Raw genomic sequence first — 24,154 nt, 5'->3', positions numbered from 1 at the left:
GTTGCAGACTTTTCGGAAAAGATCGTGCTCCTCGCTAATTTCCCTGGAGCATGATGTTGTCCAAAAAGTCATAGACTTTTTGGCATCATGCTCTAGGCGACAGCGCTTTCAAAAGCGTTCGGCGTGGTGTTCTTCAGATATTCGAGCGCCACCTTGGCCTTGGCCACGAGCGCGGCGAAAGCCTGCGGCTCATGGATGGCCATGTCGGACAGGATCTTGCGATCGATCTCGATGCCGGCCTTGTTGAGGCCGTCGATGAAGCGGCCATAGGTCAGGCCATGCTCGTGGGTCGCGGCGTTGATGCGCTGGATCCACAGCGCGCGGAACGAGCGCTTGCGGTTCTTGCGGTCGCGGTAAGCGTACTGCAGCGACTTTTCCACCGCCTGCTTGGCGATGCGGATGGTGTTCTTGCGACGGCCGTAGAAGCCCTTGGCGGCTTTCAGGACCTTCTTGTGCTTGGCGTGCGAGGTGACGCCTCTTTTTACGCGTGCCATGTCATGATCTCCTTAAAAGCAATTCCAGGAAAAGTGTCTTGCGGTTTTCCGTTCGGAATTGCGTAAAACTACTGCGTGTCCGGACCGAATGCCTTAGAGGCCGTTCGGCAGAAAATTCTTGATGACCTTCTTGCCATCCGGTTCAGCCAGAACCATCGTGCCGCGGGCATTTCGAATGAACTTGTTGGAACGCTTGATCATGCCGTGACGCTTGCCGGCCGCAGCCGACAGGACTTTACCCGTACCTGTGATCTTGAACCGCTTCTTGGCGGCCGACTTGGTCTTCATCTTGGGCATTTTGCTACTCCGTATTGTTGGCGCACTATCGCGCTTCTTGTTCGCTCCGGGCTGACCAAAGCCCGAAAAGCAAATGAAACCGCCACGGCATGCCCTGCCGGGCGGTTTTCTTGAACGGCGGTCCTATACGTCAAACAGGACTTGTACGCAACACCCGAGGCCGTGCGACGCTCTGTCTTCTGTCAGGGGAGCGTAAACCACACCGGCAGCATGCCCGACTGCTGGGCGCCATCGATCAGTTCGAAGGCCGGCAGCGCGATCAGGAACACCAGGCCGTCGAGCAGCGTGGTCAACAGCAGCCGCGGCTTGAAGCTGCCCGTATCGCCCTCCTGGTAGAGGGAAAGCTTCGGGAAGAAGCGCGGTACCCGCGCCAGATAGGCCGCATACGGCGCGCCGAGCGCTTCCTTGAGGAACTTCTCCTCGCGCAGGATCACGATGTGGAAGGCCCCGGCGCAGAGCAGCGCAAAGAGAACAATGCCGGAGAACGAGCCGATCTGGGCGCCGACACCAGCCGCGGCCACGGTCGAGAATACGTAGAGCGGATTGCGGGTGATCGAATAAGGCCCACCCGTCACCACTTCGGAGGATTTGCGCCCGCCTATATAGAGTGTCGCCCAAAGGCGTCCGACAATGCCGAGGAAAATCAAGAGCACGCCGAACATCTCGATCGATTCATGCACCGGCGTGTCCGGCGGGAAGGTCGATTGGCCAAACAGCAGCGCCAGAAACAGCACCACCACAAGCACGGCAAGCACCAGCCGGCGCATCTGCTGGTAGTTGCCCAGCCCGTATTTCACTTCATTGTCCAAGGGGGTATCCGATCGTCGAGGAGCCTATCGCAAATCGTCCAAAAGTGGCCCCGGTTCTGGGAGGACGACATGCATAAAAACAAAGCCGGCGATCGCAGCTTTCGCCAAGAAACAGGCGTCCCGCCGATCGTCGGGACGCCCTGTAGCACAATTCAGGCGGATTTAGAGCGTGATGACGGCGCCTAACCTTATCGTGATCCAGGCAGGTTCCGCAAAATATCCGCCTAGCGCGGCGCCAGCACCATCATCATCTGGCGGCCTTCGAGTTTCGGTTCCGCCTCGACCTTGGCGATGGTCGCCACTTCTTCGCGGACCTTGTTGAGGAGCTGCATGCCGAGCTCCATATGCGCCATTTCGCGGCCACGGAAGCGCAGCGTCAGCTTGACCTTGTCGCCTTCCTCGAAGAAGCGGCGAACCGCCTTCATCTTGGTCTCGTAGTCATGGCTGTCGATGTTGGGGCGCATCTTGATCTCCTTGATCTCGATGACCTTCTGGTTCTTGCGCGCCTCGGCTGCCTTCTTCTGGTTGGCGTATTTCAACTTGCCGAGATCGAGAATTTTTACGACGGGCGGCACCGCATTGGGCGATATCTCGACGAGATCGAGCCCAGCCTCTTCGGCGAGCAGCAATGCGTCGTTTATGGAAACATCGCCGCGGTTCTGGCCTTCGGCGTCGATAAGCTGGACCCGGGGAACCCGGATGTCACGGTTGGAGCGCGGCCCATCCTTGGTCGGCGCCGCTGCTTTGAAAGGTCTGCGAATGGTCGTGGTCTCCTTGGCCGTTTCGTTCAGGATTTGTCAGTCTGATGCGTGGACGCGCCAATGTGGTGAGCGCGCGGGCGGAGTCAATAGCACAGCATTGACAGAAAATCACCCTGATCGCTGGCCTGCACCAAACAAAGAAACGGCGCGAGCACTTTTCGCCACGCCTGTGGCTGTGCCACAAGAACGCCGTGCCAAAAGAGGGGCCTGAGGAAAAAGCCATGACCGTCACGCCCCCGACCTTTCTCGATGTCCCTTTCTCTCCGGATGTTGGGGGATCGCGCATCGCGGTGCGCCATATGGCGGGTTCGACGCCCGGCATTGTCTGGCTGGGCGGCTACAAGTCGGACATGCTGGGCACGAAGGCGCAGACGCTGTCGGACTGGGCGGCAAGGGAAGGCCGCGCCTTCCTGCGCCATGACTATTCAGGACACGGCGAATCCGACGGCGCCTTTGCCGACGGCACGATTTCGAAATGGCTTTCGCAAAGCCTCGCCGTGTTCCGGCATTTCGCTAGCGGCAGCCAGATCCTGGTAGGCTCGTCCATGGGCGCCTGGATCGCGCTGCGCATGGTGCAGGAATTGCGCAAGGCGGGTGACGCATCCGTCGTCGGCCTGGTGCTGCTGGCGCCGGCGCCGGATTTTACCGCCGAGCTGGTCGAGCCGGTGCTGACCCCCGCGCAGAAGCACGACCTCGCCGAAAAGGGCTTCTTCGCCGAGCCCTCCGACTATTCCACGGAGCCCTATATCTACACGCGCGCGTTGATCGAAGATGGGCGCGACAACCTGGTCATGACGGGCCCCATCCACACCCATTGCCCGGTTCACATCCTGCAGGGCCTGGCCGATGCCGACGTGCCGTCGAGCCATGCGCTGAAGCTGGTCAGCCTGCTGCCGGCCGATGATGTCACGCTGTCGCTCATTCCCGACGGCGATCATCGCCTGTCGCGGCCGCAGGATCTCGACATGCTGGTGCGGGCAGTTGGTGACATGGCCGGGCGGGGCAGGTGAGAATGCGCCTTTCCATCCCGATCTCGGCCTTTGTCGCGGCCATCGTCGGCTTCGGCGGCACGCTGGCCATCGTCATTGCCGCCGCCCACGCGGTCGGTGCGACGCAAGTCCAGACGGCGAGTTGGGTGACGACCATTTGCCTGGCCATGGCGGTCGAGAGCCTGTGGCTGTCCTGGCGCACGAAGATGCCCGTCATCACCGCCTGGTCGACGCCGGGCCTGGCGCTGATGGCTGCCTCAACCGGCTTTTCGATCGGCGAGGCCGTCGCCGCCTTCATCGTCACCGCCATCCTGTTGATCGCCACCGGCCTGTTTCGGCCGTTGACGCAATTGATCTCCAGGATACCGCCCTCGGTCGCCTCGGGCATGCTGGCCGGCATCGTCGTCACCTTCGCCCTCAATGCGGTCAAGACCGTTCCCGCCGACCCTTGGCTGATCTTGCCGCTGATCGCGGCGTTCTTCATCATCCGCCTGTTCAACCCGGCGCTGTCGGTGCTGGCGGTGCTGATCGGCGGCGGTCTCGCCGCGTTTCTCACCGGCCGTGTCGGTGGCCTGCCGACACCAGAGCTGTCGACACTGACGCTGATTGCACCTGACTTCACCGCCAAGGCGATGATTGGCCTGGCGCTGCCGCTCTACCTCGTCACCATGGCGTCGCAGAACCTGTCCGGCCTCGCCGTGTTGCGCGCCGCCGGCTACCACCCGGAGCCCGGCCCGCTGATCGGCGTCACCGGCCTGTTTTCGCTGCTGTCGGCGCCGTTCGGCGGCTCGACCACCAATCTGGCGGCGATTTCGGCGGCAATCTGCACCGGGCCGGACGTTCATCCCGACCCTGCCGAGCGCTGGAAGACTGGGCCGTTCTATGCGCTCGCCTATCTCGTCTTCGCGATCTTCGGCGCCTCGCTGGTGGCCATCTTCGCTGTCCTGCCGCAGAGCCTGATCGTGCTGGTGGCCGGGCTTGCGTTGATGGCTTCGCTCGCCAACGCGCTGGCGATCGCGCTCAAGGACGAGGCCGACCGGATGGCCGCCACCGTCACTTTTGTCGTCACCGCCTCGGGGCTGACACTGTTCGGCGTCGGCGCCGCGTTCTGGGGGCTGATTGCCGGGTTGGGCGTGCTTTTCCTCGACATGCTCAAAAAGCGATAATCATTTCAGAAGCTTGTCCGGTTTTGGCGGACATTGTCTTGAATCGCCGTTTTTGTCTTCCCATTTCGATTCCACGCAGCCGGTCCTGGCTGTCTCCAACCGAAGGAATGGGAGAAAATGAACACATCTGCATTGATCCGCCCGGCCTGGACGCCGGCAACCATCGCGTTGATGGTGATCGGCTTCATGGTGTTCTGGCCGCTCGGCTTCGCCATGCTCGCCTACATCATCTGGGGCGACCGGCTCGACGGCTTCAAGCGTGACGTCAACCGCGCGACCGACGGCATCTTCGCCGGCTGCCGCCGTGGTTCCGACAAGGCCGCGCGCTGGGGCAACGGCTCCGCCCGCACCGGCAACGTCGCTTTCGACGACTGGCGCGAAAAGGAGCTTGAGCGCCTCGCCGAGGAACGCCGCAAGCTCGACGACATGCTGACCGAGTTCGACGACTATGCCCGCGAACTGCGTCGCGCCAAGGATCAGGACGAGTTCGACCGCTTCATGGCGAAGCGCAACAAGTCGACCGCTCCGGCGAAGACCGATCCGAGCACCGGCACGACCCCGGCCAAGCGTGGCAAGGGATCGAACCTGCTTGACGACTGAGGCCGAGCGACAGGCCAAGGTATGAGAACGGCGTCGCGCGAGCGGCGCCGTTTCTTTTTTGTTCTAGTCGTTTTTCTCGAATCGCGTATCGTCCCGCCATGACCATCGGATTCTTTCGCAATCTGACGAAGCCCAAGCCCACGCCTGTCGTGGAGCGCGAATATTGCGTTGCCGGCCGCACGCTGCCGCTCAAGATCGTCGAGAGCGCCAGGGCGCGGCGGCTGACGCTGCGCATCGATTCCGGCGGCCAGGGCCTGCGCATCACCGTGCCGCCAGGCCTGCGCCGCGGCGAGGTGGACCGGTTCCTCGAGCGTCACCAGGACTGGCTGGAGCAGCGGCTCGCAAAAGTGCCGACGCGGCCACAGGTGCGGCCGGGTATCAGGATTCCGATCCGGGGCGTGCCGCACCGTATCGTCCATGAGCCGTCGAAACGCGGCACCGTCACGGTATCGCGCGACGAGCGCGGGCCGCTGCTGATCGTGCATGGCGACCGGATACATCTGCCGCGCCGCATCGCCGATTTCCTCAAGCGCGAGGCCAAGAAGGAGATCGAGAAGCTGGTGGCCAGACACACCGAGGCGCTCGGCAAGCGCGCCAAGGCGATCCGTTACAAGGACACGTCCAGCCGCTGGGGCTCCTGCACCTCGGAAGGCAATCTCTCCTTCTCCTGGCGCATCATGATGGCGCCGCAGCCGGTCATAAACTACCTCGTGGCGCATGAGGTGGCGCATCTCAAGGAGATGAACCACGGCCCGAAATTCTGGAAACTGTGCGAAAAACTCTGCCCCGACACCGACCGCTGTAAGGACTGGCTGAAGCGCAATGGCGGCGCGCTGCAGGCGATCGTGTTCGAGTAGTCAATCGTCGTTGGCCGCATTGAGTTCATCCGGCCGCAGCCCCTCATCGCCATGATGCGGCCAGGGCAGGAAATTCCGGTCAAACGTATCGCCACCGAAATACTCCAGCGCCCGATGCGCTTCGGCGCCGTTGAAGGCGGCCTTGTCCATCAGGTGCGCGATGACCTCGTGTGCCTGCGCGATCTTCTGCTTCAGTTCGGCAATGGTTGTGTCGGCCATGATCTTTCTCCCGCCCGGCATGCTGTCTATCCGTCCATCAATAGGTAGCGCCTTTGGCCCTGCCGGCAAACAGCATGCTTTTTCTCGACTCTGTCTCGATTTCATGCCAATTCCCGCGCCATGGCGCTCGACATCAAGATCTGCGGCTTGAAGACCGACCAGGCAATGGCCGCGGCGCTGGCCGGCGGTGCCAGCCATGTCGGCTTCATTTTCTTTGCCAAAAGCCCGCGCTATGTCGAGCCGGTGGAAGCCGGACGCCTGCGCGAAGCGGCACGTGGCAAGGCCTTGGCGGTTGCCGTCACGGTTGACGCCAGCGACGCCTTCCTGGACGAGATCGTCGAAAAAATGCAGCCCGACATGCTGCAACTGCACGGCTCGGAAACCCCCGAGCGTGTGGCCGAACTGAAAGCCCGCTACGGCCTGCCGGTGATGAAGGCGCTGCCGCTCAGTGAGGTCACCGACCTCGACCGGATCAAGCCTTTCATCGGCGTCGCCGACCGGTTCCTGTTCGATGCCAAGCCGCCAAAGGGTTCCGAACTGCCGGGCGGCAATGGCGTGGCCTTCGACTGGCGCATCCTCGGCGGCCTTGACGCCGGCGTCGATTACATGCTTTCCGGTGGGCTCAACGCCGCCAACATCGGCGACGCCCTTCGGCTTGCCAATCCGCCCGGAATAGACATTTCGTCGGGCGTGGAAAGCGCGCCGGGCGTCAAGGATCCGGCGCTGATCGAACAGTTTTTCCGGGCCGTCCGGGCAGCACGCGACGACCGCGCCGCCTGATCGGGCTTCTAATCAAGATTTAGGAGATCGGCGATGAACAAGCCGGCGACACCCAATTCCTTCCGTACCGGACCCGACGAACAGGGCATGTTCGGCATTTTCGGCGGCCGTTTCGTCGCCGAAACGCTTATGCCTTTGATCCTTGATCTCGAGCGGCACTGGAACGAGGTCAAGAACGATCCGGAGTTCAGGGCTGAGCTGACCGATCTTTCGACCCACTATGCCGGGCGGCCGTCGAAGCTTTATTTCGCCGAAGGCCTGACCAAGCATCTTCGTGAGGTTTCCGCCGCGAAGGGCCTCGGGGGCGGCGCCAAGGTCTATTTCAAGCGCGAGGACCTGAACCACACCGGTTCCCACAAGATCAACAACTGCCTCGGCCAGATCTTGCTGGCCAAGCGCATGGGCAAGAAGCGCATCATCGCTGAGACGGGTGCCGGCCAACATGGTGTGGCATCGGCCACCGTCGCCGCACGCTTCGGCTTCCCCTGCGTGGTTTATATGGGCGCGACCGACGTTGCCCGGCAAAGCCCCAACGTCTTCCGCATGAAGCTGCTCGGCGCCGAAGTGCGGCCTGTCACCGCCGGCCACGGCACGCTGAAGGACGCCATGAACGAAGCGCTTCGCGATTGGGTCACCAATGTGGAGGACACCTATTATTTGATCGGCACCGCCGCCGGGCCGCATCCCTATCCGGAACTGGTGCGCGACTTCCAGTCGGTCATCGGCACCGAGGCGCGGGCGCAGATCCTCGAGCAGGAAGGCCGGCTGCCGGACACCATCATTGCCGCCGTCGGCGGCGGCTCGAACGCCATCGGCCTGTTCCATCCGTTCCTGGATGACAAGGAGGTGCGCATCATCGGCATCGAGGCCGGCGGGCGTGGCCTCGATGGCATCGAGCATTGCGCCTCGATGAACGCCGGCGCGCCCGGCGTGCTGCACGGCAACCGCACCTATCTCCTGCAGAACGCGGACGGGCAGATCATGGACGGCCATTCGATTTCGGCCGGTCTCGATTATCCCGGCGTCGGCCCGGAGCATTCCTGGCTGCGCGACTCCGGCCGTGTCGAATATGTGCCGATCCTAGACGACGAGGCGCTGGAAGCCTTCAAGCTGACGACGCGCGTCGAAGGCATCATCCCGGCGCTGGAATCCGCGCACGCCATCGCGCATGCGGTGAAGATCGTGCCTGCCATGGACAAGGACCAGATCGTCATCGTCAACCTGTCGGGCCGTGGCGACAAGGACGTGCACACGGTGGCCTCGATGCTGGGCATGGAGATCTGATCATGGTGACCCGCATCGACCGCCGCATGGCGAAGCTCAAATCCGAAGGCCGTCCGGCGCTCGTCACCTATTTCATGGGCGGCGACCCCGACTACGACACCTCGCTGTCGATCATGAAGGCGCTTCCCGGCGCCGGCTCCGACATCATCGAACTCGGCATGCCGTTTTCCGATCCGATGGCCGATGGTCCGGCGATCCAGGCGGCAGGCCTGCGCGCGCTGAAAGGCGGCCAGACGCTGGTCAAGACGCTGAAGATGGCGTCGGATTTCCGCGCCGGCGACAATGAAACCCCGATCGTGCTGATGGGCTATTACAACCCGATCTACATCTATGGCGTCGACCGCTTCCTGAAAGATGCGCTGGCCAGTGGCATCGATGGCCTGATCGTCGTCGACCTACCGCCGGAAATGGACGAGGAACTCTGCATTCCAGCGTTGAAAGCAGGCATCAATTTCATCCGCCTGGCGACGCCGACCACCGACGACAAACGCCTGCCCAAGGTGCTGCAGAACACGTCCGGCTTCGTCTATTACGTCTCGATGACCGGCATCACCGGTTCGGCGCTGGCCGACACCGGCAAGGTGGCCGCCGCCGTCAAGCGCATCAAGGGCCACACAGACCTGCCGGTCTGCGTCGGCTTCGGTGTCAAGACCGCCGAACAGGCGCGTGTCATCGGAGCCAATGCCGATGGCGTCGTCGTTGGCACCGCGATCGTCAATGCGGTCGCCAATGTGCTGGGGCCGAAGGGCGAAAAGACCGCCGACCCGGCCGAGGCCGTCGCCACGCTGGTCAGTGGGCTTGCGCAAGGCGTGCGCTCGGCCCGCCTTGCTGCCGCCGAATAGTTCTCCTACCTCAAGTTTGTGCATGTCGCCCAAAACCGGTTCCCACTCTTCGGTGACATGCATTAGCAACTCTTCGTCAGGACAGGAGCCGAAGCGATGAACTGGATCACCAATTACGTTCGCCCGAAGATCAATTCGATGCTCGGCCGGCGCACCGACATGCCCGAGAATCTCTGGATCAAGGATCCGGAGACCGGCGAGATGGTGTTCCACAAGGATCTGGAATCCAACCAGTTCGTCATCCCGTCTTCCGGCCATCACATGAAGATCTCGGCCAAGGAGCGGCTGAAGTACTTCCTCGACGACGGCAAATACGAACAGCTCGAAAACCCGAAGGTGGTGCAGGATCCGCTGAAGTTCCGCGATGAGAAGCGGTACACCGACCGGTTGAAGGACGCCAAGGCCAAGACCGGGCTGGAAGACGCGATCGTCAACGCGCTGGGCACCATCGAAGGCCTGCCGGTGGTGGTGACGGTGCAGGATTTCGCCTTCATGGGCGGTTCGCTCGGCATGGCCGCCGGCGACGCCATCGTGCACGCATTCGAGGTCGCCCTGCAGCGCAAGCGGCCGCTGATCCTGTTCGCCGCCTCCGGCGGCGCGCGAATGCAGGAAGGCATTTTGTCCCTCATGCAGCTGCCGCGCACAACGGTCGGCGTCGACCGGCTGAAGGAAGCCGGCCTGCCCTACATCGTCGTGCTGACCAATCCGACCACCGGCGGCGTCACCGCCTCCTATGCCATGCTGGGCGACGTGCACATCGCCGAGCCCGGCGCGCTGATCGGCTTTGCCGGCCCGCGTGTCATCGAGCAGACCATCCGGGAAAAGCTGCCGGACGGCTTCCAGCGCTCCGAATATCTGATGGAGCACGGCATGGTCGACATGGTGGTGTCGCGGCTTGAGCTGCGCCAGACCATCGCGCGGCTGTTGAAGATGCTGCTCAAGATGCCGGAGGAGCAAAAGCCGATCGAGCCGGAAATCCTGCCGCCGGCGGTGGTTACTACCGAAGCCCGACCGCAAGCCTGAGGACCCGACACTGTGCATGTCGCCCGAAAGTGGCCTCGGCTTTGGGAAAACGACATGCACAAAACACGACTTTGGTCGGCGCGACCGCGATTGCACGAGGGCGGTCGCGCGCTGTAGCCTTTTGATTGCCATGGCCATTCCGGGATTGATTCTGGTCCTCGGGCCGTGCGCCGGGATTTTGCCATGACAACGCTTGCCGCCGACCGCGAAATCGAAGCCCTGATGGCGCTTCACCCGAAAGGTTTCGACCTTTCGCTCGACCGTATCACGCGGCTTCTGGAGCGGCTGGGCAATCCGCAGGATCTGCTGCCGCCGGTCATCCACATCGCCGGCACCAACGGCAAGGGCTCCTGCGCCGCCTTTTCGCGCGCGCTGCTTGAAGCCGCCGGCCACCTTGTCCATGTCCACACCTCGCCGCATCTGGTGAGCTGGGCCGAGCGCTACAGGCTCGCCGCCGAGGGTGGTGGCAAACTGGTCGACGACGAGACCTTTGCCGAGGCCATTGCCCGTGTCGCCAAGGCCAATGACGGCCAGAAGATCACCGTCTTCGAGATACTCACCGCTGTCACCTTCATCCTGTTTTCCGAACATCCGGCCGAAGCCGCCATCATCGAGGTCGGCCTTGGCGGACGCTTCGACGCCACCAATGTCGTCGCCAGGCCCGCCGTGTCGGTGATCATGCCGGTGTCGATGGACCACGAAGCCTATCTCGGCGACCGGGTCGAGCTGATCGCGGCTGAAAAGGCCGGCATCATGAAGCGTGGCTGCCCGGTGGTGATCGGCGCGCAGGAAAGCGAGACGGCGCTGCAGGTGCTGATCGAGACCGCCGAGCGGCTGGAGTGCCCGACCTTCGTCTACGGCCAGGATTTCCTCGCCTTCGAGGAGAACGGCCGCATGGTCTACCAGGACGAGGACGGTCTGATGGACCTGCCGCCGCCGCGTCTGCCGGGGCGCCACCAATTCGCCAATGCGGCGGCGGCGATTGCCGCCGTCAAGGCGGCCGGCTTCGAGATCAGCCACCGCGCCGCCGAGAAGGCGATGACCAATGTCGCCTGGCCCGGCCGCATGCAGAAACTGGTGCAGGGCCGACTGGCGGAGCTGGCGCCGAAGGGTGCCGACATCTGGCTCGACGGCGGCCACAATCCCGGCGCCGGCGTGGTCGTTGCCGAAGCGCTGGCCGAGCAGGAGGAAAAGAACCCGCGCCCGCTCTTCCTCATTTCGGGCATGATCAACACCAAGGACCAGAGCGGCTATTTCCGCGCCTTCAAGGGCCTCGTCCGACATGTCTACACCGTGCCGGTGAGCATGAGCGACGCCGGCGTGCCCAACGACGAACTGGCGATACGCGCCGCCGAAGCCGGGCTGAGCGCCGAGCCGGTCAGCTCCGTCGCCAGTGCGCTGATGCTGCTGCGCGACACCTGGGACGGCCCGGCGCCCCGCATCCTGATCGGCGGTTCGCTCTATCTGGCTGGGGCAGTACTGGCCGAGAACGGCACGCCGCCGACGTGATGCCGTTCATCGCTTAGTCAATGCGGCCGTTTACTTCAGCTCGATCTCGATGAAAGCATATTCGCCGTCATTGGCGCTGATGACGTCGTGTTCGACGCCTTCCTTGCGGAAATAGGGAGCGCCTTTCTTCATCTCGGCGAAAGTTTCGCCGTCCTTGGTCTTGAGCTTCAGCTTGCCGTCCATCAGCGGCACCACGACATAATCGTGGCCGTGGCGATGCCAGCCGGTGTTGTCACCCGGCTGGAAGCGGTATTCGGTGACGATGACACGCTCATTGTCGATGAAGACGGTGGCCTTGGCGGATCCGGTCATGTCGCTCTCCCTGTTTCTGCTGCCAACAGAAGACATGGCGTGCCCTGATGTGAGGGCCAGAGCGGGTTGGCCGATGGCGCCAACAAAAAGCCCGGCGTGACGGCCGGGCTTTTGCTATCGGGAATTTCAAAGCAATTCCAAGAAAAGCGTGAAGCGGTTTCCTGTCCGAAATTGCGTCTAAGCAGATGGATCAGAGGCTGCCGTTGATCCAGTGCGACAGCGCGGTCTTGGGCGCGGCACCAACCTTCATGTCGGCCACTTCGCCGCCCTTGAAGATCATCAGCGTCGGGATCGAGCGCACGCCGAACTGCGCGGCAAGCTCGGGGTTCTCGTCGATGTTGAGCTTGGCGATCTTGACCTTGCCGCCGAGCTCGGTGGCGATCTCTTCCAGCGACGGGCCGATCATCTTGCACGGGCCGCACCATTCAGCCCAGAAATCCACCACGACCGGCTCCTTGGCGTTGAGCACGTCGGCCTGGAAATTGTTCTTGTCGACCTTGACGGTGGCACCCATGCGGAAAATTCCTTTCGAGAGTTTTTTGTCCCACCAAATGTGGTGGTTGTCGCGCCCTTCTTCAAGCAGGTCTTGTGTCACGCTCCCGTGAGTCGGGCAAGGGCGTCATCCATGGCCTGGGCCGGCAGTTCGACCAGCCTTGGCGCTTCGGTGAACAAGAGGGCCGCCTTCACCTCGCGCCCGGGATAAAGCGGCTTGAGCAGCACTCGATAAAGCGCCAACTGCAAAAGATAGGCCGGCGGGACTTCAGCCAGCGAGGCAGGCGCCGGCCGGTTGGTCTTGTAGTCGACGATAGAAACCGTGTCGGCGGTCACCGCCAACCGGTCGATCTTGCCGGAAATGGAACGCTTTTTCCCCCTCACATCCAGCTTGCCCATGATCGCCACCTCGGCGCGGGAAGATGGCGCGAACAGTTGGCCGAGGCGTGGATCGTCGAGGATGGAAATGACCGACGCAAGCGCCTTGTCCCGCTCGGACGGTGGCCATGCGGCACCTGTTCGCGCGAGATAACGTTCGGCCGCGCCCTGGCGCTCACCCTCGGCAATGCCGGGCAACATCTGCAGCAGCTTGTGCAAAGCGAGCCCGCGCAGCACGGCAAAGCCCGGCTCGGCATCGGCGTCCAGCACTGGTGAAGCCCTGTCGACCACCGCTTCCTTGCCTTCGTCGATCAGCGCCGAGGCGCCGGATGGCGACAGCGGCCGCGGCAGGTCCTCGAAGGGTGGCAAAGGCCGGAACAGGGTCGCCGGCAACGGGTCAAAACCACTGGCCTGCCGCGCCTGTTCACTGGCGCCCGCCGCGACGGGCGGCAGGTTGGTCACGTGGAAACGATGCACCGGGTCGCCGCCGGCGGGATGTGGACGCTGTTCGCTCTCGGGCGCACCGATCAAGGCGCGGCTCACGATCGAGTGCCAGGTCCCGGCATTCGGCGCCCGCTTGCCATGGTAACCGCAGACGATCAGCCGATCCTCGGCACGGGTCATGCCGACATAGAGCAAGCGGCGGTATTCGTCGTCGGCGAGTTCCCGTGCCCGCACCGCCGCGGCCCTGGAAAAGCCGTTGGCGACATCGCTGGCCGAGCGCCAGAGATAGCCCTTGCCGTGCCAGTATGTGCCCGAGCCCTTGAAAGGCATCAGGCGCGGCAGATGCTGGTCGCTGAACGGGGCGGAGCCGCCATCGACCAGGAACACGACCGGCGCCTCCAAACCCTTGGCCGCGTGCACGGTCATGACGCGGACCTCGTCACGGGTCTGGTCCATCTCGCGCTTGATCTCGGGACCGGCATTTTCCAGCGTCGACAGGAAGGCCTCCAGCCCGGGCAGGCCGGTCCGCTCCTCGGCAAGGCAGAAGCTCAGGAATTCGTCGAGAATATCGCCGGCCTCCGGCCCGAGCCGCGCGATCATCTTCCGGCGCACGCCATCGCGCGCCAGCAGGCCGGCATAGAATTCGAACACCGGCTTGAAGGCGGCCTCGTCAGCCCAGACGTCGAGTTGCGCGACAGTCTTCGCCAGGCGCCCGTTTTCTTCGGCCTGCTGGCGCAGTGACGCTGCCAGCGATACGCCGGGCTGTCTCTGTGCGGCGAGCGTGAACAGCGTCTCCTCCGGCAGGTCGAAAATGGGGCTGCGCAGCACGGCCGCAAGCGACAGATCGTCCTGCGGCTGGATCAGGAGATGGCCGAGCGCGATCAGGTCCTTGACCGCGATATGGCCGGGCAGGCTCAGCCGGTCGGCGCCGGCAACCGGAATGTCGCGCCGCTTCAGCGCCCGCGTCAGCGCGTGGACAAAACTGTCGCGCTTGCGCACCAGCACCAGCACGTCGCCCGGCCGCAGCCGCTTGCCACGGCCCTCGATGATCTCGCCCTTGCCGATCCAGCCGGCAATGGTGGCCGCCACATTTTCGGCGACGCGCACCGCCGGCGCGTGGGCATGGTCGATCGCCTGCGTCCAGTCGTCGGGCTCATCGACGGCTTCAGTGCCGAGCGACGGCCAGACCTCGACATAGCCCGGCGCATCGGTGCGGATCGCCTTGTGGCTCAGCGGATCGGGATCATGGCTGATGCCGCGCCGCACGACGGGATCGGCAAAGACGCGGTCGACGGCGGCCAGTACGTCGTCGGTCGAGCGGAACGACCAGGTCAGCTTGAGGTCGGCGAACGACGCCTCGGCATCGCGCACCCTGCCGGCAAACAGCAGCCGGCTGTCGGCGAAGGAGTCGGGCGCCGCGCCCTGGAAGGAATAGATCGACTGCTTTTCGTCACCGACGGCAAAGACCGTGCGGTGGACCCTGTCGCGCGCGCCGAGCCCGGCGAAAAATTCCTCCGCCAGCCGTTTCACCACCTCCCATTGATCCGGGCTGGTGTCCTGCGCTTCATCGAGCAGGATGTGGTCGATGCCCTGGTCGAGCTTGTATTGCACCCATGGGCCGGCATCGGGCCGTGCCAGCAGGTTGACCGTGCGGGTGATCAGATCGTTGAAGTCGAGAAAGCCGCGACTGCGCTTCAGCACCTCGTAGCGGGCGATCAGCCAGTCGGCGATGGTCAGCGCCGCACGCGTGCCTTCCAGCATCCGGAACAGCGCCAGCCGGTCGACGGTTTCGATGATGGCTTTAGCCGCCGAGACATAGCGCTCGGCCAGATCCGGCAGGCGGTCGGTCAGAGCCTTCTTGAAGGCCTTTGCCGGATCATAGGGATCGCCATCGGTCTTGAGGAATGCTCTGGCGAGCAATTGCAGGCGGTGAATGGAATCGCTCTCTGCGAAGGCCTGACGCGCATAGGGCAGGATGTTGTTCAGCACCGATCTGGCATCGGTGGATTCGGCGGCCTGGGCAAAGCCGGCGAAATAATCCGGCAGGAAGCCCGGCAGTGGCCACACCGATGCGGCCAGGCCCTCGGCGGTCTGGCCCGGGCGGAAATGGAATTCGTCGAACAAAGGTTGGAAGCCGTCATGCCCGACCGCATCGAGGAAATCGCGCAAGCCATCGCGCTTGCGCACGATCTCGCCGAGCAACGCATCGAGACCGGCTTCACCGCCGCGCTCCAGAACAGTGGCGAAGGCCTCGGTCAAATCCGCGTCGCCGGCGGCTGAAATCATTTCGCGGCGCGCAGCGGCGAAAAGCGACGCCTCCATCTGGCTGTCGAGCATCTCGAAATGGGCGGGAATGTTGGCTTCCAGCGGGAACTGGTGGAGCACGGATTCGCAGAAGGCGTGGATGGTCTGGATCTTCAGCCCGCCCGGCGTCTCCAGCGCCTCGGCGAACAGGCGACGGGCGCGCCGCATGGTATCGCGGTCCGGCCGGCGCCCTTCCAGGGCTTCGATCTTCACGGCCAGCTCGGCATCACCGAGCACGGTCCAGTCCGACAGCGTGGAAAAAACCCGGTTCGACATGTTGGCGGCGGCGGCGCGCGTATAGGTCAGGCACAGGATCTTCGACGGGTCGGTGCCGTTGAGCAGCAACCGGATGACGCGCTGGGCCAGCACATGGGTCTTGCCTGAGCCGGCATTGGCAGACACCCAGGCGGAATTCATGGGATCGGCGGCGCGGGCCTGGCTGGTCGCGGTGTCGCTCGGGATGGGATAGGCCTTCTTCATGCCTCACCTCCCTCGTCGCCGGCATCGCCGCCGGCCGACCATTCGAGCACGCGGGCGAGATGATCGTAGTCGCCGTCGGTCTCGCCTTCACGAAACGGCAGTGCGCGCGACAGGTATCCGGTTTGCGGATCGGCGTAGTGGACCAGCAGCTTTTCCAGCCGTGCCCAGGCTTCCTCGGCGAGATCGGCCGCGGTTCGCGGCTGGCGGTTGTGTTCGAGGATGGACTCCTCGAACACCTCGCCATTCGGCTTCAGCCTGATGAAGGCCAGTTGCGACGGTTCACGCGCGCCCAGATCCTTGAAGGCGCCGCGCCTAAGAAGAGCGCCCTCCAGCGCCAGTTGCGGCGCCAGCAGCGTGTGCGCCTGCGCCTTGGAGGGCGAGGAGCCTGTCTTGTAGTCCAGAATATCGGCCATCCCGCCGGCCAGCAGGTCGACGCGGTCGGCGTAGCCGGACAGCGTCACGCCGGACTGGCCGACGACGGTCTTTCCCGCCCTCTCTTCCGCATGTCGTTGGACCACCGCATCGGCGCGTGTGCGCTCCCATTCGATGATGTTGGCGGCGAGCTTCTCGAAGCGCGGCCACCACACCGCCTCGACATCGGCTGGAAGGGCAGCCTCGGCAAAGCAGGCTCGGCCGGCGGCAATGAGGCCGGCCAGCGCCTCGGGCGCGCGCGGATCGGCCACCTTGGACGAGAACAGATGCAGGATGGCATGGAACAGCGTGCCGCGCTCGGCCGCGCCGGGGTCGCGGATCACAGGATCGAGCGGCATCAGGCCGAGGATCCGTCTTGCGTAGACGGCGTAGGGATCGCGGCGCAACGTCTCGATCTCGGTGACCGAGAAATGCGTCGGGCGCACCTGCAGCGGCGGCTTCGGTTGCGGCCGCGGCGCGAAATCCTGCTTCGGTCCGGTATCGAGAGCACGAGCCCAGGCGAGCAGCTCGTCGCCGCGCCCGCGCAGGGTTGCCGCCTGCTCGTTGCCGATGAAGGTGAGCAGCCGCTGCAGCCAGCGCGATGGCACGGCGGGTGCGTCGCCGGAACGCGCCGAGCGGGCCAGCAGAACCTTCTTCGCACCCATGGCCATCTGGAAGTCATGCGCGGCAAGGCCGATGCGCCGTTCCGGCGGTTCGAGATCGATGCCGGTCTTCATCAGCCGCGACATGAAGCGGTCGCTCTCCGGCTTGCGCGGCCAGACGCCTTCGTTGAGCCCGCCAATGACCAGCGTGTCGACGTCCTGCAGCCGCGCTTCCAGCGCGCCCCAGATGGCGATGTTCCGGTCGGTGCCTTGCGCCGGCTTGACCGTTTCGGGCGCGATCAGCGCGTCCATCACATCGGGCCATTCGCTCGCCGCGAACGACAGCGGCGCCGAAGCGGCGACCAGCCCGCGCAGCAGTTCGGCAAGCTTTTCCCCGGCGTCACCGGCATAGAGGTCGGCAAGGCCGCCATCGGCGGCGCGGCCGAGATTTTCCAGGGCCACAACGCTGGCTTTGACCAAGGCGGCAAGATCGGCATCCGCCTGGCCGCGAAAGGCCATCAGCGGAGCCAGGGCTTGCTTCAGACCTTCGAGCAAATTCCGTGCGCTTTCGATGGCGCGCACGGTCAGACGGGAAAACCAGAAGGGCGGCCGGCTGTCATCGCCGAGCCCAATGAGGCGGGTTTCGAACAGTTCCGGCAGTGATGCGATGTCGGGACGGCCGGTGCCGCCGCGCAGCGCCACCAGTTCGACCAGTTCCGCCGCATGGCGCACATCAGCGCGTTCGAGACCGAGGCCGAGCAGCGGATGCTTGAGCAGTGACAAGAGGCCGACCGGATCGCCCGGCCGGAACACCGCCTCGAGCGCCAGCCTGACCAGGCTGGCCGCCGGACTGTTGGCGAGCGGCGTGCCGCCGGAATCATCGGCGACAACGCCGAAGCGCTTGAGTTCGACCGAGACACGCCGCGCCAGCGCGCGATCGCCGGTGACGAGGGCAGCTCTTTGGCCCGGCTCCTCTACCGCCTGCTTCAGGGCAACCGCGATGGCGACGGCTTCGTCGCGCTCGCTGGCTGCTTCAAGCAGGGTCACGCCGGCGAAGGCACCTGCAATATCGGGTGCCGAAAAACCATTGCGCGTTTCGGCCCATAATTCGGTGGTCTCGGCTGGCCGCAGTGCTTCGCCGACAAGCGCGGCGCGAAGCGCGAGGTGCGGTTCGGCGGCGCTGACTTCCTCGACATCCGAGCGCAGCACGCCGATCTTGCCGATCAGCCTGGCGAGGCCATATTGCGGGTGGCCAAGCACCGCAGGCCGCGCGCCGGGAGCGATGAGCGCCTGGAAGGATGCCTCGTCCAGCGTGCGGTCAAGCCCGGGCAGCACGATGGCCCCGCCGGGCAGGCGGGCGATCGCGGCAAGCAGCTCCGCCGTGGCCGGTATCGAGCCGGTCGATCCCGCTGCGATGACCGGTCCAGCCGGCGGATTGCGCCGCAGCCGCGCCGCCTCGGAGCGGATCAGCGCGCTGCGATGCGCGGCCGGATTGGAGCGGTCGCTTTCACTGAGGAATTTCGGCCAGGCATCGGTGACGATGCCGAGGAATTCGAGCGTTACCTGCCACCAGCCGGCGAGGTTGCCGGTCACCAGGCCTTCAAGCTTTGCCCAGTCGGTGCCTTCCGTCTCGATCTCGTCCATCAGCGCCGCGAGGTCGCGCGCCAGCCAGATCGCGTCTGCGGTGGACGCGGGAATGACGATCTCCTCCGCGAAAAGCTTCGCCACATGCTCCGGCAGCCGGCGCTTCCAGGCGCGCACCAGCGGCGTCAGCAGCAACAGGCGTTCGATTGCCGAGATCGGTGGCGCGAGATCGATCGCCGCCGATGGCTCGGCATCGAACGCCGCTTCGTCCTCGTCGAACTCGCCGAGCGGACGGATGACCGGCAGGATCGCCGAACCGCCGCCGCCGCGCGCCGCGAGACTGTCGACGAAGACACCGCGCAAGGCGCGCGCGGCACGACGCGTCGGCACATAGATGGTGACATCGGCCAGAGCGAGCGGATCGCCGTCGAAGCGAAATCCGGGAACCAGTCGACCGGCAAGCAGCGCCTCGGCCAGCGTCGGCAGAAACGGCGCTCCGGGGGGGATGGAGAAAACGCGGCCTGTGCCGCTCATTGCGACTCGGTCAGCGCGCCGGCGACTGCCGCTTCAGCGAGCGCAATGGCATCGGGCGTGCCGACAGTGATCCAGTGGCCGTGCATCGGCATGCCGAACAGGCGGCCGGTGGCGATGGCTTGGTCGAAATAGGCGTTGAGCGAATGCGGTTCGGCGGATGCGTCCGCGAACAGGCGCGGATGGACGATCGCCGCGCCGGCATAGATCAGGCCTGCCGGATCGCCTTTTGAACGCCGCAAGGTGCCGTCCGGCGCCACCAGGAAGTCGGTTGAGCCGCAGTGTCCGGTCGCTTGATGGAAATCCGCCAGCATCAGCAGAATATCCATTTTCGCGGCGTCCCATGCAAGGGCGAGGCGGCCGAGATTGAGTGGGCCGTGGTCGATCCAGAACGTGTCGGCGTTGAGGATGTAGAAGGGTTGTTCGCCCAGTTCCGGCAGCGCCTTGACGATGCCGCCGGCCGAATCGAGCAGCCGGTCGCTCTCGTCGGAAATGACGATGCGGGGCTCATGGCGCGTCGCGACATGGGCAACGATCTGTTCGGGAAGATAGTGGACGTTGACGACGGCCTTGGCGACGCCGGCGGCGGCGAGGCTGTCGAGACCCCAGTCGAGCAAGGTCTTGCCGGCGATCCTGACCAGCGGCTTGGGGATGGTGTCGGTGATCGGCCGCATGCGCTTGCCGAGCCCGGCGGCGAGTACGATTGCAGTTTGGGGCACGATGGCAGTGTCCGGTCTTGCTGTCACAGCGCTCGTTCCTCCAGCAGCCCGTGCGTGCCGTAGAAATCCTTCAGGCTGGCGAGCGCCGGATGGGACAGCGCCCGGCGCAGATAGTCGCGGATGCGCGGCAGGTGTCTGAGATAATAGGGTTTGCCGTCGCGCTTTTCGAGACGCACGAAAATGCCGAGGATCTTTGAATTGCGCTGCGCGGCCATGATTGCATAGGCTTCCAGGAAGCTCGCTTCGTTGAAAGCCCCTGCCGCATGTCGCGCCGCGACATAGGCATCAAGTGTCTGCTTTTCGATCGCGGGCGACAGGGTGACACGGGCATCCATGGCAAGCGAGGCGACGTCATAGGCCGACGGGCCGATAAGCGCGTCCTGGAAGTCCACGATGCCCAGCCGGTCATGCCCGGAGCGGTCGCCGCGCCAGATGATGTTGGGCGAATGGAAGTCGCGCAGCATCAGCGTGTATTCGCTTGCCTGCAGCCGGTCGAAAAGCGCGTTCCATTGCCTGGCGTAGCCCGTGCGCAGATCTTGGCTGGCCGGGCCACCCGATATGGCCGGCACATACCAGTCGATCAAAAGATCGGCTTCGATCATCATCGCATCGCGATCGAAAGGCGGCACCTCGTGGAAGCTGCCCGGTCCGGCTTGCAGGCGCCGCGGCCAGGTCTTGCCATGCATCATGGCCAGCAGTTCGGCGGCCGCCGCGTAGCGTTCGGCCACCGGCTCGCCGTCCTTGCCTAGAAACCCTTCGGAACCGAGATGCTCGAGCAGCAGAAACCCCTGGTCCTGGTCCTCGGCATGGATTTGCGGAACGCTGACGCCGCCGGCCTTCAAGGCGCGGTCGATGGCGACGAAGGCGGAGACCGACTGGGCGGTGTGCGCGATCACGGCATAGGGCTTGCCGTCGCGCACCGGCGGGCCAAGCACCAGCCGCGGCGAGTTCATCAGCACGCGCGGCTCCTGGCCGGCAAGCGTTACGATCTCATAGGAACGGGCCGAGGCATCGCCGATGAAATGGCGGCGCCGCGCTGTCCCCCAGCCGGCGCTGTCGAGAAAATCGCGCATGGCCAGGGACCGCGCCGCCCGCTCGAAGGTCGCGCCTTGCCCCGACAGCCGCGCCAGCCGCCCTTCGCCATGCTGGACGAGTTCGATCGACAGCGCTGTCTTCGGCAGGTAGCCCTCCGCCCGTTCGGGCCATTCGACCAGGGCTGCCCCTTGCGCCAGCGCTTCATCGAAGCCGAGTTCGTCGAGCTCGCTCGCAGACGCCAGGCGGTAGAGGTCGAAATGATGCACCGGAATGCGCGTGTCGTAGCTCTGCACCAAAGTGAAGGTCGGGCTCGGCACGTCGAGGCCGGCATCGTCCGCAAGCGTTCGGATCAGAGCCCGCGCAAGTGTCGACTTGCCGGCGCCGAGATCGCCTTTGAGCGCCAGCACATCGCCGGCACGCAGCGCCAGCGCCAGATCCTCGCCCAGCCGCGCGGTCTGTGTCTCATCAGGGAGCAAACGCTCCAGCACAAGCCCCGTCATCGAGCGCGCTACTCGGCCGCGGCGCGGATGCCGGGCATGTCGGGGAAGGTGCAGATGACGGTCGTGCCCTTGTCCTTGCCGGTTTCGATGCGGACGCCGCCGCCATGCAGTTCAACGAAGCTCTTGACGATCGACAGGCCAAGGCCGGCGCCGCGCCTGCGGCCGCCATTGGTACGCGGTTCGAAGCGGCGGAACACCGAATCCAGCACATCCGGCGGCATGCCGGGGCCGTCGTCATGAACCGAGAATTCCACCCCGTCCGCCAACTGGCGGCAGGCGAGCCGGATGCTGCTGGCTTCCGGCGCGTAGTTGGCGGCGTTGCTGAGCAGATTGTAGAGGATCTGGCGGATGCGGGTTTCGTCGCCGTGGAAGGTCTTCGGCGCAGCGGTGGCATCGACCACGAGTCGGATCGAATGCTCCTGCAGCCTGTCGGCAACCAGTTCCGCCGCCGCCGCGATGGTGCGGTCGACATGAACCTCTGAAATGTCGAGCTGCATGATGCCGGCGTCGACGGTCGCAAGGTCCAGTATGTCGTTGACGATGGTCAGCAGGACCGAGGAGGACGAGCTGACATGCTCGACATATTCGCGCTGCTTTTGATTCAATGGCCCGGTCGTGGGCACTGAAAGCAGTTCGGTGAAGCCGATGATGTTGGTCAGCGGCGAGCGCAGCTCGTAGGACACGTGCTGGACGAAGTCGTTCTTGAGCTGATCCGACTTTTCCAGCGCCTCGTTCTTGTCCTTCAGCGCGCGTTCGACACGGACGCTGTCGGTGACGTCGACGAAGGTCATCATCACTTGCCCGTTGGGCAGCGGAATCACGGCGTAACGCAGCACGGTGCCGTTGTTGAGCTCGCTCTGGCCGTGACGGTCGCGGCGCTCATCGTCGAACCCGGTGATGGCGGCAACGAAGCCCGGCCAGGGGCTGTCGACCGCCTGCCGGTCGCAAAGATCACGGATCGTCGACACGTGCACGTTAGGCTTGGCGGCGTCCGCGCTCAGCCCCCACAGCGTGGCAAAGGCCGGGTTCGACAGCCGCAGCCGGCCATCGGGGCCGAACACCGCCACACCCTCGGCGAGATTGTCGAGCGTTTCGCCCTGGACCCGCACCGCGGTCCGGTAGCGGCTTTCCAGGTCCATCTTCTCGGTCAGGTTCTCGAACACCCAGGTGACGCCGCCCTTGGGCTGCGGGTTGGCAACGACGCGAATGGTCTTGCCATCCGGTAGATGCCACCAATGTTCCTGCGATTCGACCGCGCGGTAGGCGCCGAGCAGGCCTTCCTTCCAGCGGCGCCATTCGGGTTGTTCGGCGATCTTGCCTTCGCTGCGCAACCGGTCGAGCAAAAGCGCATTGTCCGGGGCGCTGTGCAGGAAGCCGCTGTCGAGCCCCCACAGCTTCTGGAATGCCTGGTTGAAGAAGCGCAGCTTCTCGTCGGTGTCGAAGATGGCAACGGCGGTGTTGAGCTGGTCGAGCGTGTCGGCGTGGCTGCGCACCGTTCGCTCATATTCGCCGCGGATGGTCTCGATCGCGCTGGTGTCGCAGGCTAGGCCGGCCGAACCGTCGCCGCCGGCGACGTCGGTCACCGCGAACACGCGGCGGTCGCCTTCGATCACAGTGGAAAGCGACTGCTCGAAGACCGGATGCGATTTGTGTTGGGTGGCAATGGCCTCGCGCGCCTGGCCGCCAAGAAACTCCTTGGCGTCGCGGACGGCGGCTTCCGCACTCTCGGCTTCGACCGCGTCGGCATAGGCCCGGTTGACCCATTTCAGGCGTCCGTGCTCGTCACGCAGCCATGCCGGCATCTTCAGCGCCTCGAGCAGGCCGATTATCGTGTCATGGTCGGCGGCCAGCCGCTGGTTCTCGATCCTCAGCCGGGCCTGGCTGCGCTGCGTCTCGGAAAGCGAGACAAACCGCACCAATACATGCGCGGCACTCTTGCGGCCATGCACTTCGAGCGGTGCGCCGGCCTGCGATTCGATGACCAGGTCGAAAGGCCTCGCCTTTTCGCGCAAGCCCGCGACCGCATGTTCGAGTGCCGCCGCCGAGCGCGGCATCAGCCAGCGGCCGAAAGCGAGGAAAGCCGCCCTCTCCTCGGGGGCGCCGCTTTCGACCGGCAATGTGCCGACGAGTTCGGGTTTCTTGTTCTCCGAGGCCCAGACGACCACGCGCTGGTCGCGCAGATTGAGCAACGCTTCCGACCGGCGCAGTGCCGCGTTGACGTCGGCGACGCGACTTCTCAGTTCGACATTCTCCGCCGAGGTGCGGGCCCGCTCGCGGATGAGAACGATGGCCGACAGCAGCGCCGCGCCCGTCACGCCGACGAACACCGCAAGCTGCATGACTTCGACCGTGCTGATCGACAGGCCGGCGGTCGCCACGGCGGCGGTCTCGGCATGCGCCACGGCGCCGGCCAAAGGCCAGGCCAGTGCCGAACTGGCCAACAGTCCCGCACGGGCACGCCATGAAAGGCGTCCGCCCTGGATGGCTGAGCCTAAGGTCCCCGAATCGTCATGGCCGCCGGAAACGGCCGATCCCGCTCCGTGCGGGTTTTGCCCCGGCATGTCTTGGTCCTCTCCGCCGCCTGAATGCAAGACCGCCCTGAAACGCGCCTCTCTGATCCCCTCTCGGGCCGGAAGCGTCGCGAATCACCTGACAATAAACCCTCGCCGAATCGCCGTGAAGGCTGATCGCGCGCAAAAATAAAGCCGGGCGAAAAGTCAATCGCCCGGCGT

Annotated in this window: 21 protein-coding genes; 9 read left to right on the top strand and 12 right to left on the bottom strand. The window is 64.6% G+C overall.

The features are described 5' to 3' along the window. Positions 1–92: 92 nt before the first annotated feature. The 4 genes from rplT to infC form a co-directional block, all read right to left on the bottom strand. Complete coding sequence (rplT, locus tag FJ977_RS08270; protein WP_006201247.1) at positions 93–494, bottom strand: 50S ribosomal protein L20; 402 nt, start codon at positions 492–494, stop codon at positions 93–95. Positions 495–587: 93 nt separating this feature from the next. Then, positions 588–791, bottom strand: a complete 204-nt coding sequence (gene rpmI, locus FJ977_RS08265) for a 50S ribosomal protein L35 (protein ID WP_006201248.1) — start codon at positions 789–791, stop codon at positions 588–590. A gap of 182 nt (positions 792–973) precedes the next feature. Continuing rightward, a complete protein-coding gene (locus FJ977_RS08260) occupies positions 974–1,600 on the bottom strand; it encodes an isoprenylcysteine carboxylmethyltransferase family protein (protein WP_140770291.1) in 627 nt (208 codons plus the stop codon). A gap of 224 nt (positions 1,601–1,824) precedes the next feature. Next, positions 1,825–2,361, bottom strand: a complete 537-nt coding sequence (gene infC, locus FJ977_RS08255) for a translation initiation factor IF-3 (protein ID WP_010912915.1) — start codon at positions 2,359–2,361, stop codon at positions 1,825–1,827. Between the two features lie 221 nt (positions 2,362–2,582). Here infC and FJ977_RS08250 point away from each other — a divergent pair, with 221 nt between their 5' ends. From FJ977_RS08250 to FJ977_RS08235, 4 genes are all read left to right on the top strand, one after another. Then, positions 2,583–3,371, top strand: a complete 789-nt coding sequence (locus tag FJ977_RS08250; RefSeq protein ID WP_140770289.1) for an alpha/beta hydrolase — start codon at positions 2,583–2,585, stop codon at positions 3,369–3,371. Between the two features lie 2 nt (positions 3,372–3,373). Continuing rightward, a complete protein-coding gene (locus tag FJ977_RS08245; RefSeq protein WP_140770287.1) occupies positions 3,374–4,516 on the top strand; it encodes a benzoate/H(+) symporter BenE family transporter in 1,143 nt (380 codons plus the stop codon). A 117-nt stretch (positions 4,517–4,633) separates the two neighbouring features. Further along, complete coding sequence (locus FJ977_RS08240) at positions 4,634–5,116, top strand: DUF2852 domain-containing protein (protein ID WP_140770285.1); 483 nt, start codon at positions 4,634–4,636, stop codon at positions 5,114–5,116. A 98-nt stretch (positions 5,117–5,214) separates the two neighbouring features. Next, positions 5,215–5,973, top strand: coding sequence for a M48 family metallopeptidase (locus FJ977_RS08235; protein WP_140770283.1), 759 nt, complete (start codon positions 5,215–5,217; stop codon positions 5,971–5,973). Here FJ977_RS08235 and FJ977_RS08230 read toward each other — a convergent pair whose 3' ends face one another. Beyond that, entirely contained in the window at positions 5,974–6,192 is a 219-nt protein-coding gene (locus tag FJ977_RS08230) for a hypothetical protein (protein ID WP_140770281.1), read from the bottom strand. A gap of 120 nt (positions 6,193–6,312) precedes the next feature. Between FJ977_RS08230 and FJ977_RS08225 the strand changes: the two genes are divergently transcribed. The 5 genes from FJ977_RS08225 (at position 6,313) to FJ977_RS08205 (ending at position 11,630) form a co-directional block, all read left to right on the top strand. After that, complete coding sequence (locus tag FJ977_RS08225) at positions 6,313–6,972, top strand: phosphoribosylanthranilate isomerase (RefSeq protein WP_140770279.1); 660 nt, start codon at positions 6,313–6,315, stop codon at positions 6,970–6,972. A gap of 33 nt (positions 6,973–7,005) precedes the next feature. Then, positions 7,006–8,256, top strand: a complete 1,251-nt coding sequence (trpB, locus tag FJ977_RS08220; protein ID WP_140770277.1) for a tryptophan synthase subunit beta — start codon at positions 7,006–7,008, stop codon at positions 8,254–8,256. A 2-nt stretch (positions 8,257–8,258) separates the two neighbouring features. After that, positions 8,259–9,098: a tryptophan synthase subunit alpha gene (trpA, locus tag FJ977_RS08215; RefSeq protein ID WP_140770275.1), complete on the top strand. Its 840-nt coding sequence runs from the start codon at positions 8,259–8,261 to the stop codon at positions 9,096–9,098. A gap of 96 nt (positions 9,099–9,194) precedes the next feature. Next, the gene (gene accD, locus FJ977_RS08210) at positions 9,195–10,121 is read left to right on the top strand and encodes an acetyl-CoA carboxylase, carboxyltransferase subunit beta (RefSeq protein WP_140770273.1); all 927 of its coding nucleotides are present in this window, start codon (positions 9,195–9,197) and stop codon (positions 10,119–10,121) included. 183 nt (positions 10,122–10,304) lie between these two features. Then, positions 10,305–11,630 (top strand): folylpolyglutamate synthase/dihydrofolate synthase family protein, encoded by a 1,326-nt coding sequence (locus tag FJ977_RS08205; protein WP_140770271.1) that lies wholly within the window; start codon positions 10,305–10,307, stop codon positions 11,628–11,630. A 30-nt stretch (positions 11,631–11,660) separates the two neighbouring features. Here the strand turns inward: FJ977_RS08205 and FJ977_RS08200 are convergent, their stop codons facing one another. The 7 genes from FJ977_RS08200 to FJ977_RS08170 all read right to left on the bottom strand — a co-directional run bounded on the left by FJ977_RS08200 (position 11,661) and on the right by FJ977_RS08170 (position 23,983). Next, positions 11,661–11,942 (bottom strand): cupin domain-containing protein, encoded by a 282-nt coding sequence (locus tag FJ977_RS08200; RefSeq protein ID WP_140770270.1) that lies wholly within the window; start codon positions 11,940–11,942, stop codon positions 11,661–11,663. A 190-nt stretch (positions 11,943–12,132) separates the two neighbouring features. Further along, entirely contained in the window at positions 12,133–12,456 is a 324-nt protein-coding gene (gene trxA, locus FJ977_RS08195; RefSeq protein WP_140770268.1) for a thioredoxin, read from the bottom strand. Positions 12,457–12,533: 77 nt separating this feature from the next. Then, entirely contained in the window at positions 12,534–16,040 is a 3,507-nt protein-coding gene (gene addA / locus FJ977_RS08190; protein WP_140770266.1) for a double-strand break repair helicase AddA, read from the bottom strand. Next, on the bottom strand, positions 16,037–19,171 hold the full coding sequence (gene addB, locus FJ977_RS08185) for a double-strand break repair protein AddB (RefSeq protein ID WP_140770264.1): 3,135 nt from the start codon (positions 19,169–19,171) through the stop codon (positions 16,037–16,039). Before addB ends, addA begins: the two co-directional genes overlap by 4 nt. Further along, entirely contained in the window at positions 19,168–19,887 is a 720-nt protein-coding gene (locus FJ977_RS08180) for a nucleotidyltransferase family protein (protein WP_281406806.1), read from the bottom strand. The genes addB and FJ977_RS08180 overlap by 4 nt, the downstream gene beginning before the upstream one ends. Positions 19,888–19,910: 23 nt before the next feature. Then, positions 19,911–21,422, bottom strand: a complete 1,512-nt coding sequence (gene tsaE, locus FJ977_RS08175) for a tRNA (adenosine(37)-N6)-threonylcarbamoyltransferase complex ATPase subunit type 1 TsaE (protein ID WP_140770260.1) — start codon at positions 21,420–21,422, stop codon at positions 19,911–19,913. A gap of 8 nt (positions 21,423–21,430) precedes the next feature. Further along, positions 21,431–23,983 (bottom strand): PAS domain-containing sensor histidine kinase, encoded by a 2,553-nt coding sequence (locus tag FJ977_RS08170; RefSeq protein ID WP_140770258.1) that lies wholly within the window; start codon positions 23,981–23,983, stop codon positions 21,431–21,433. Between the last annotated feature and the right edge of the window lie 171 nt (positions 23,984–24,154).

The organism is Mesorhizobium sp. B2-1-3A (assembly GCF_006442655.1).
Lineage (GTDB): Bacteria > Pseudomonadota > Alphaproteobacteria > Rhizobiales > Rhizobiaceae > Mesorhizobium.
This window is presented reverse-complemented; position numbering and strand designations above follow the sequence as displayed.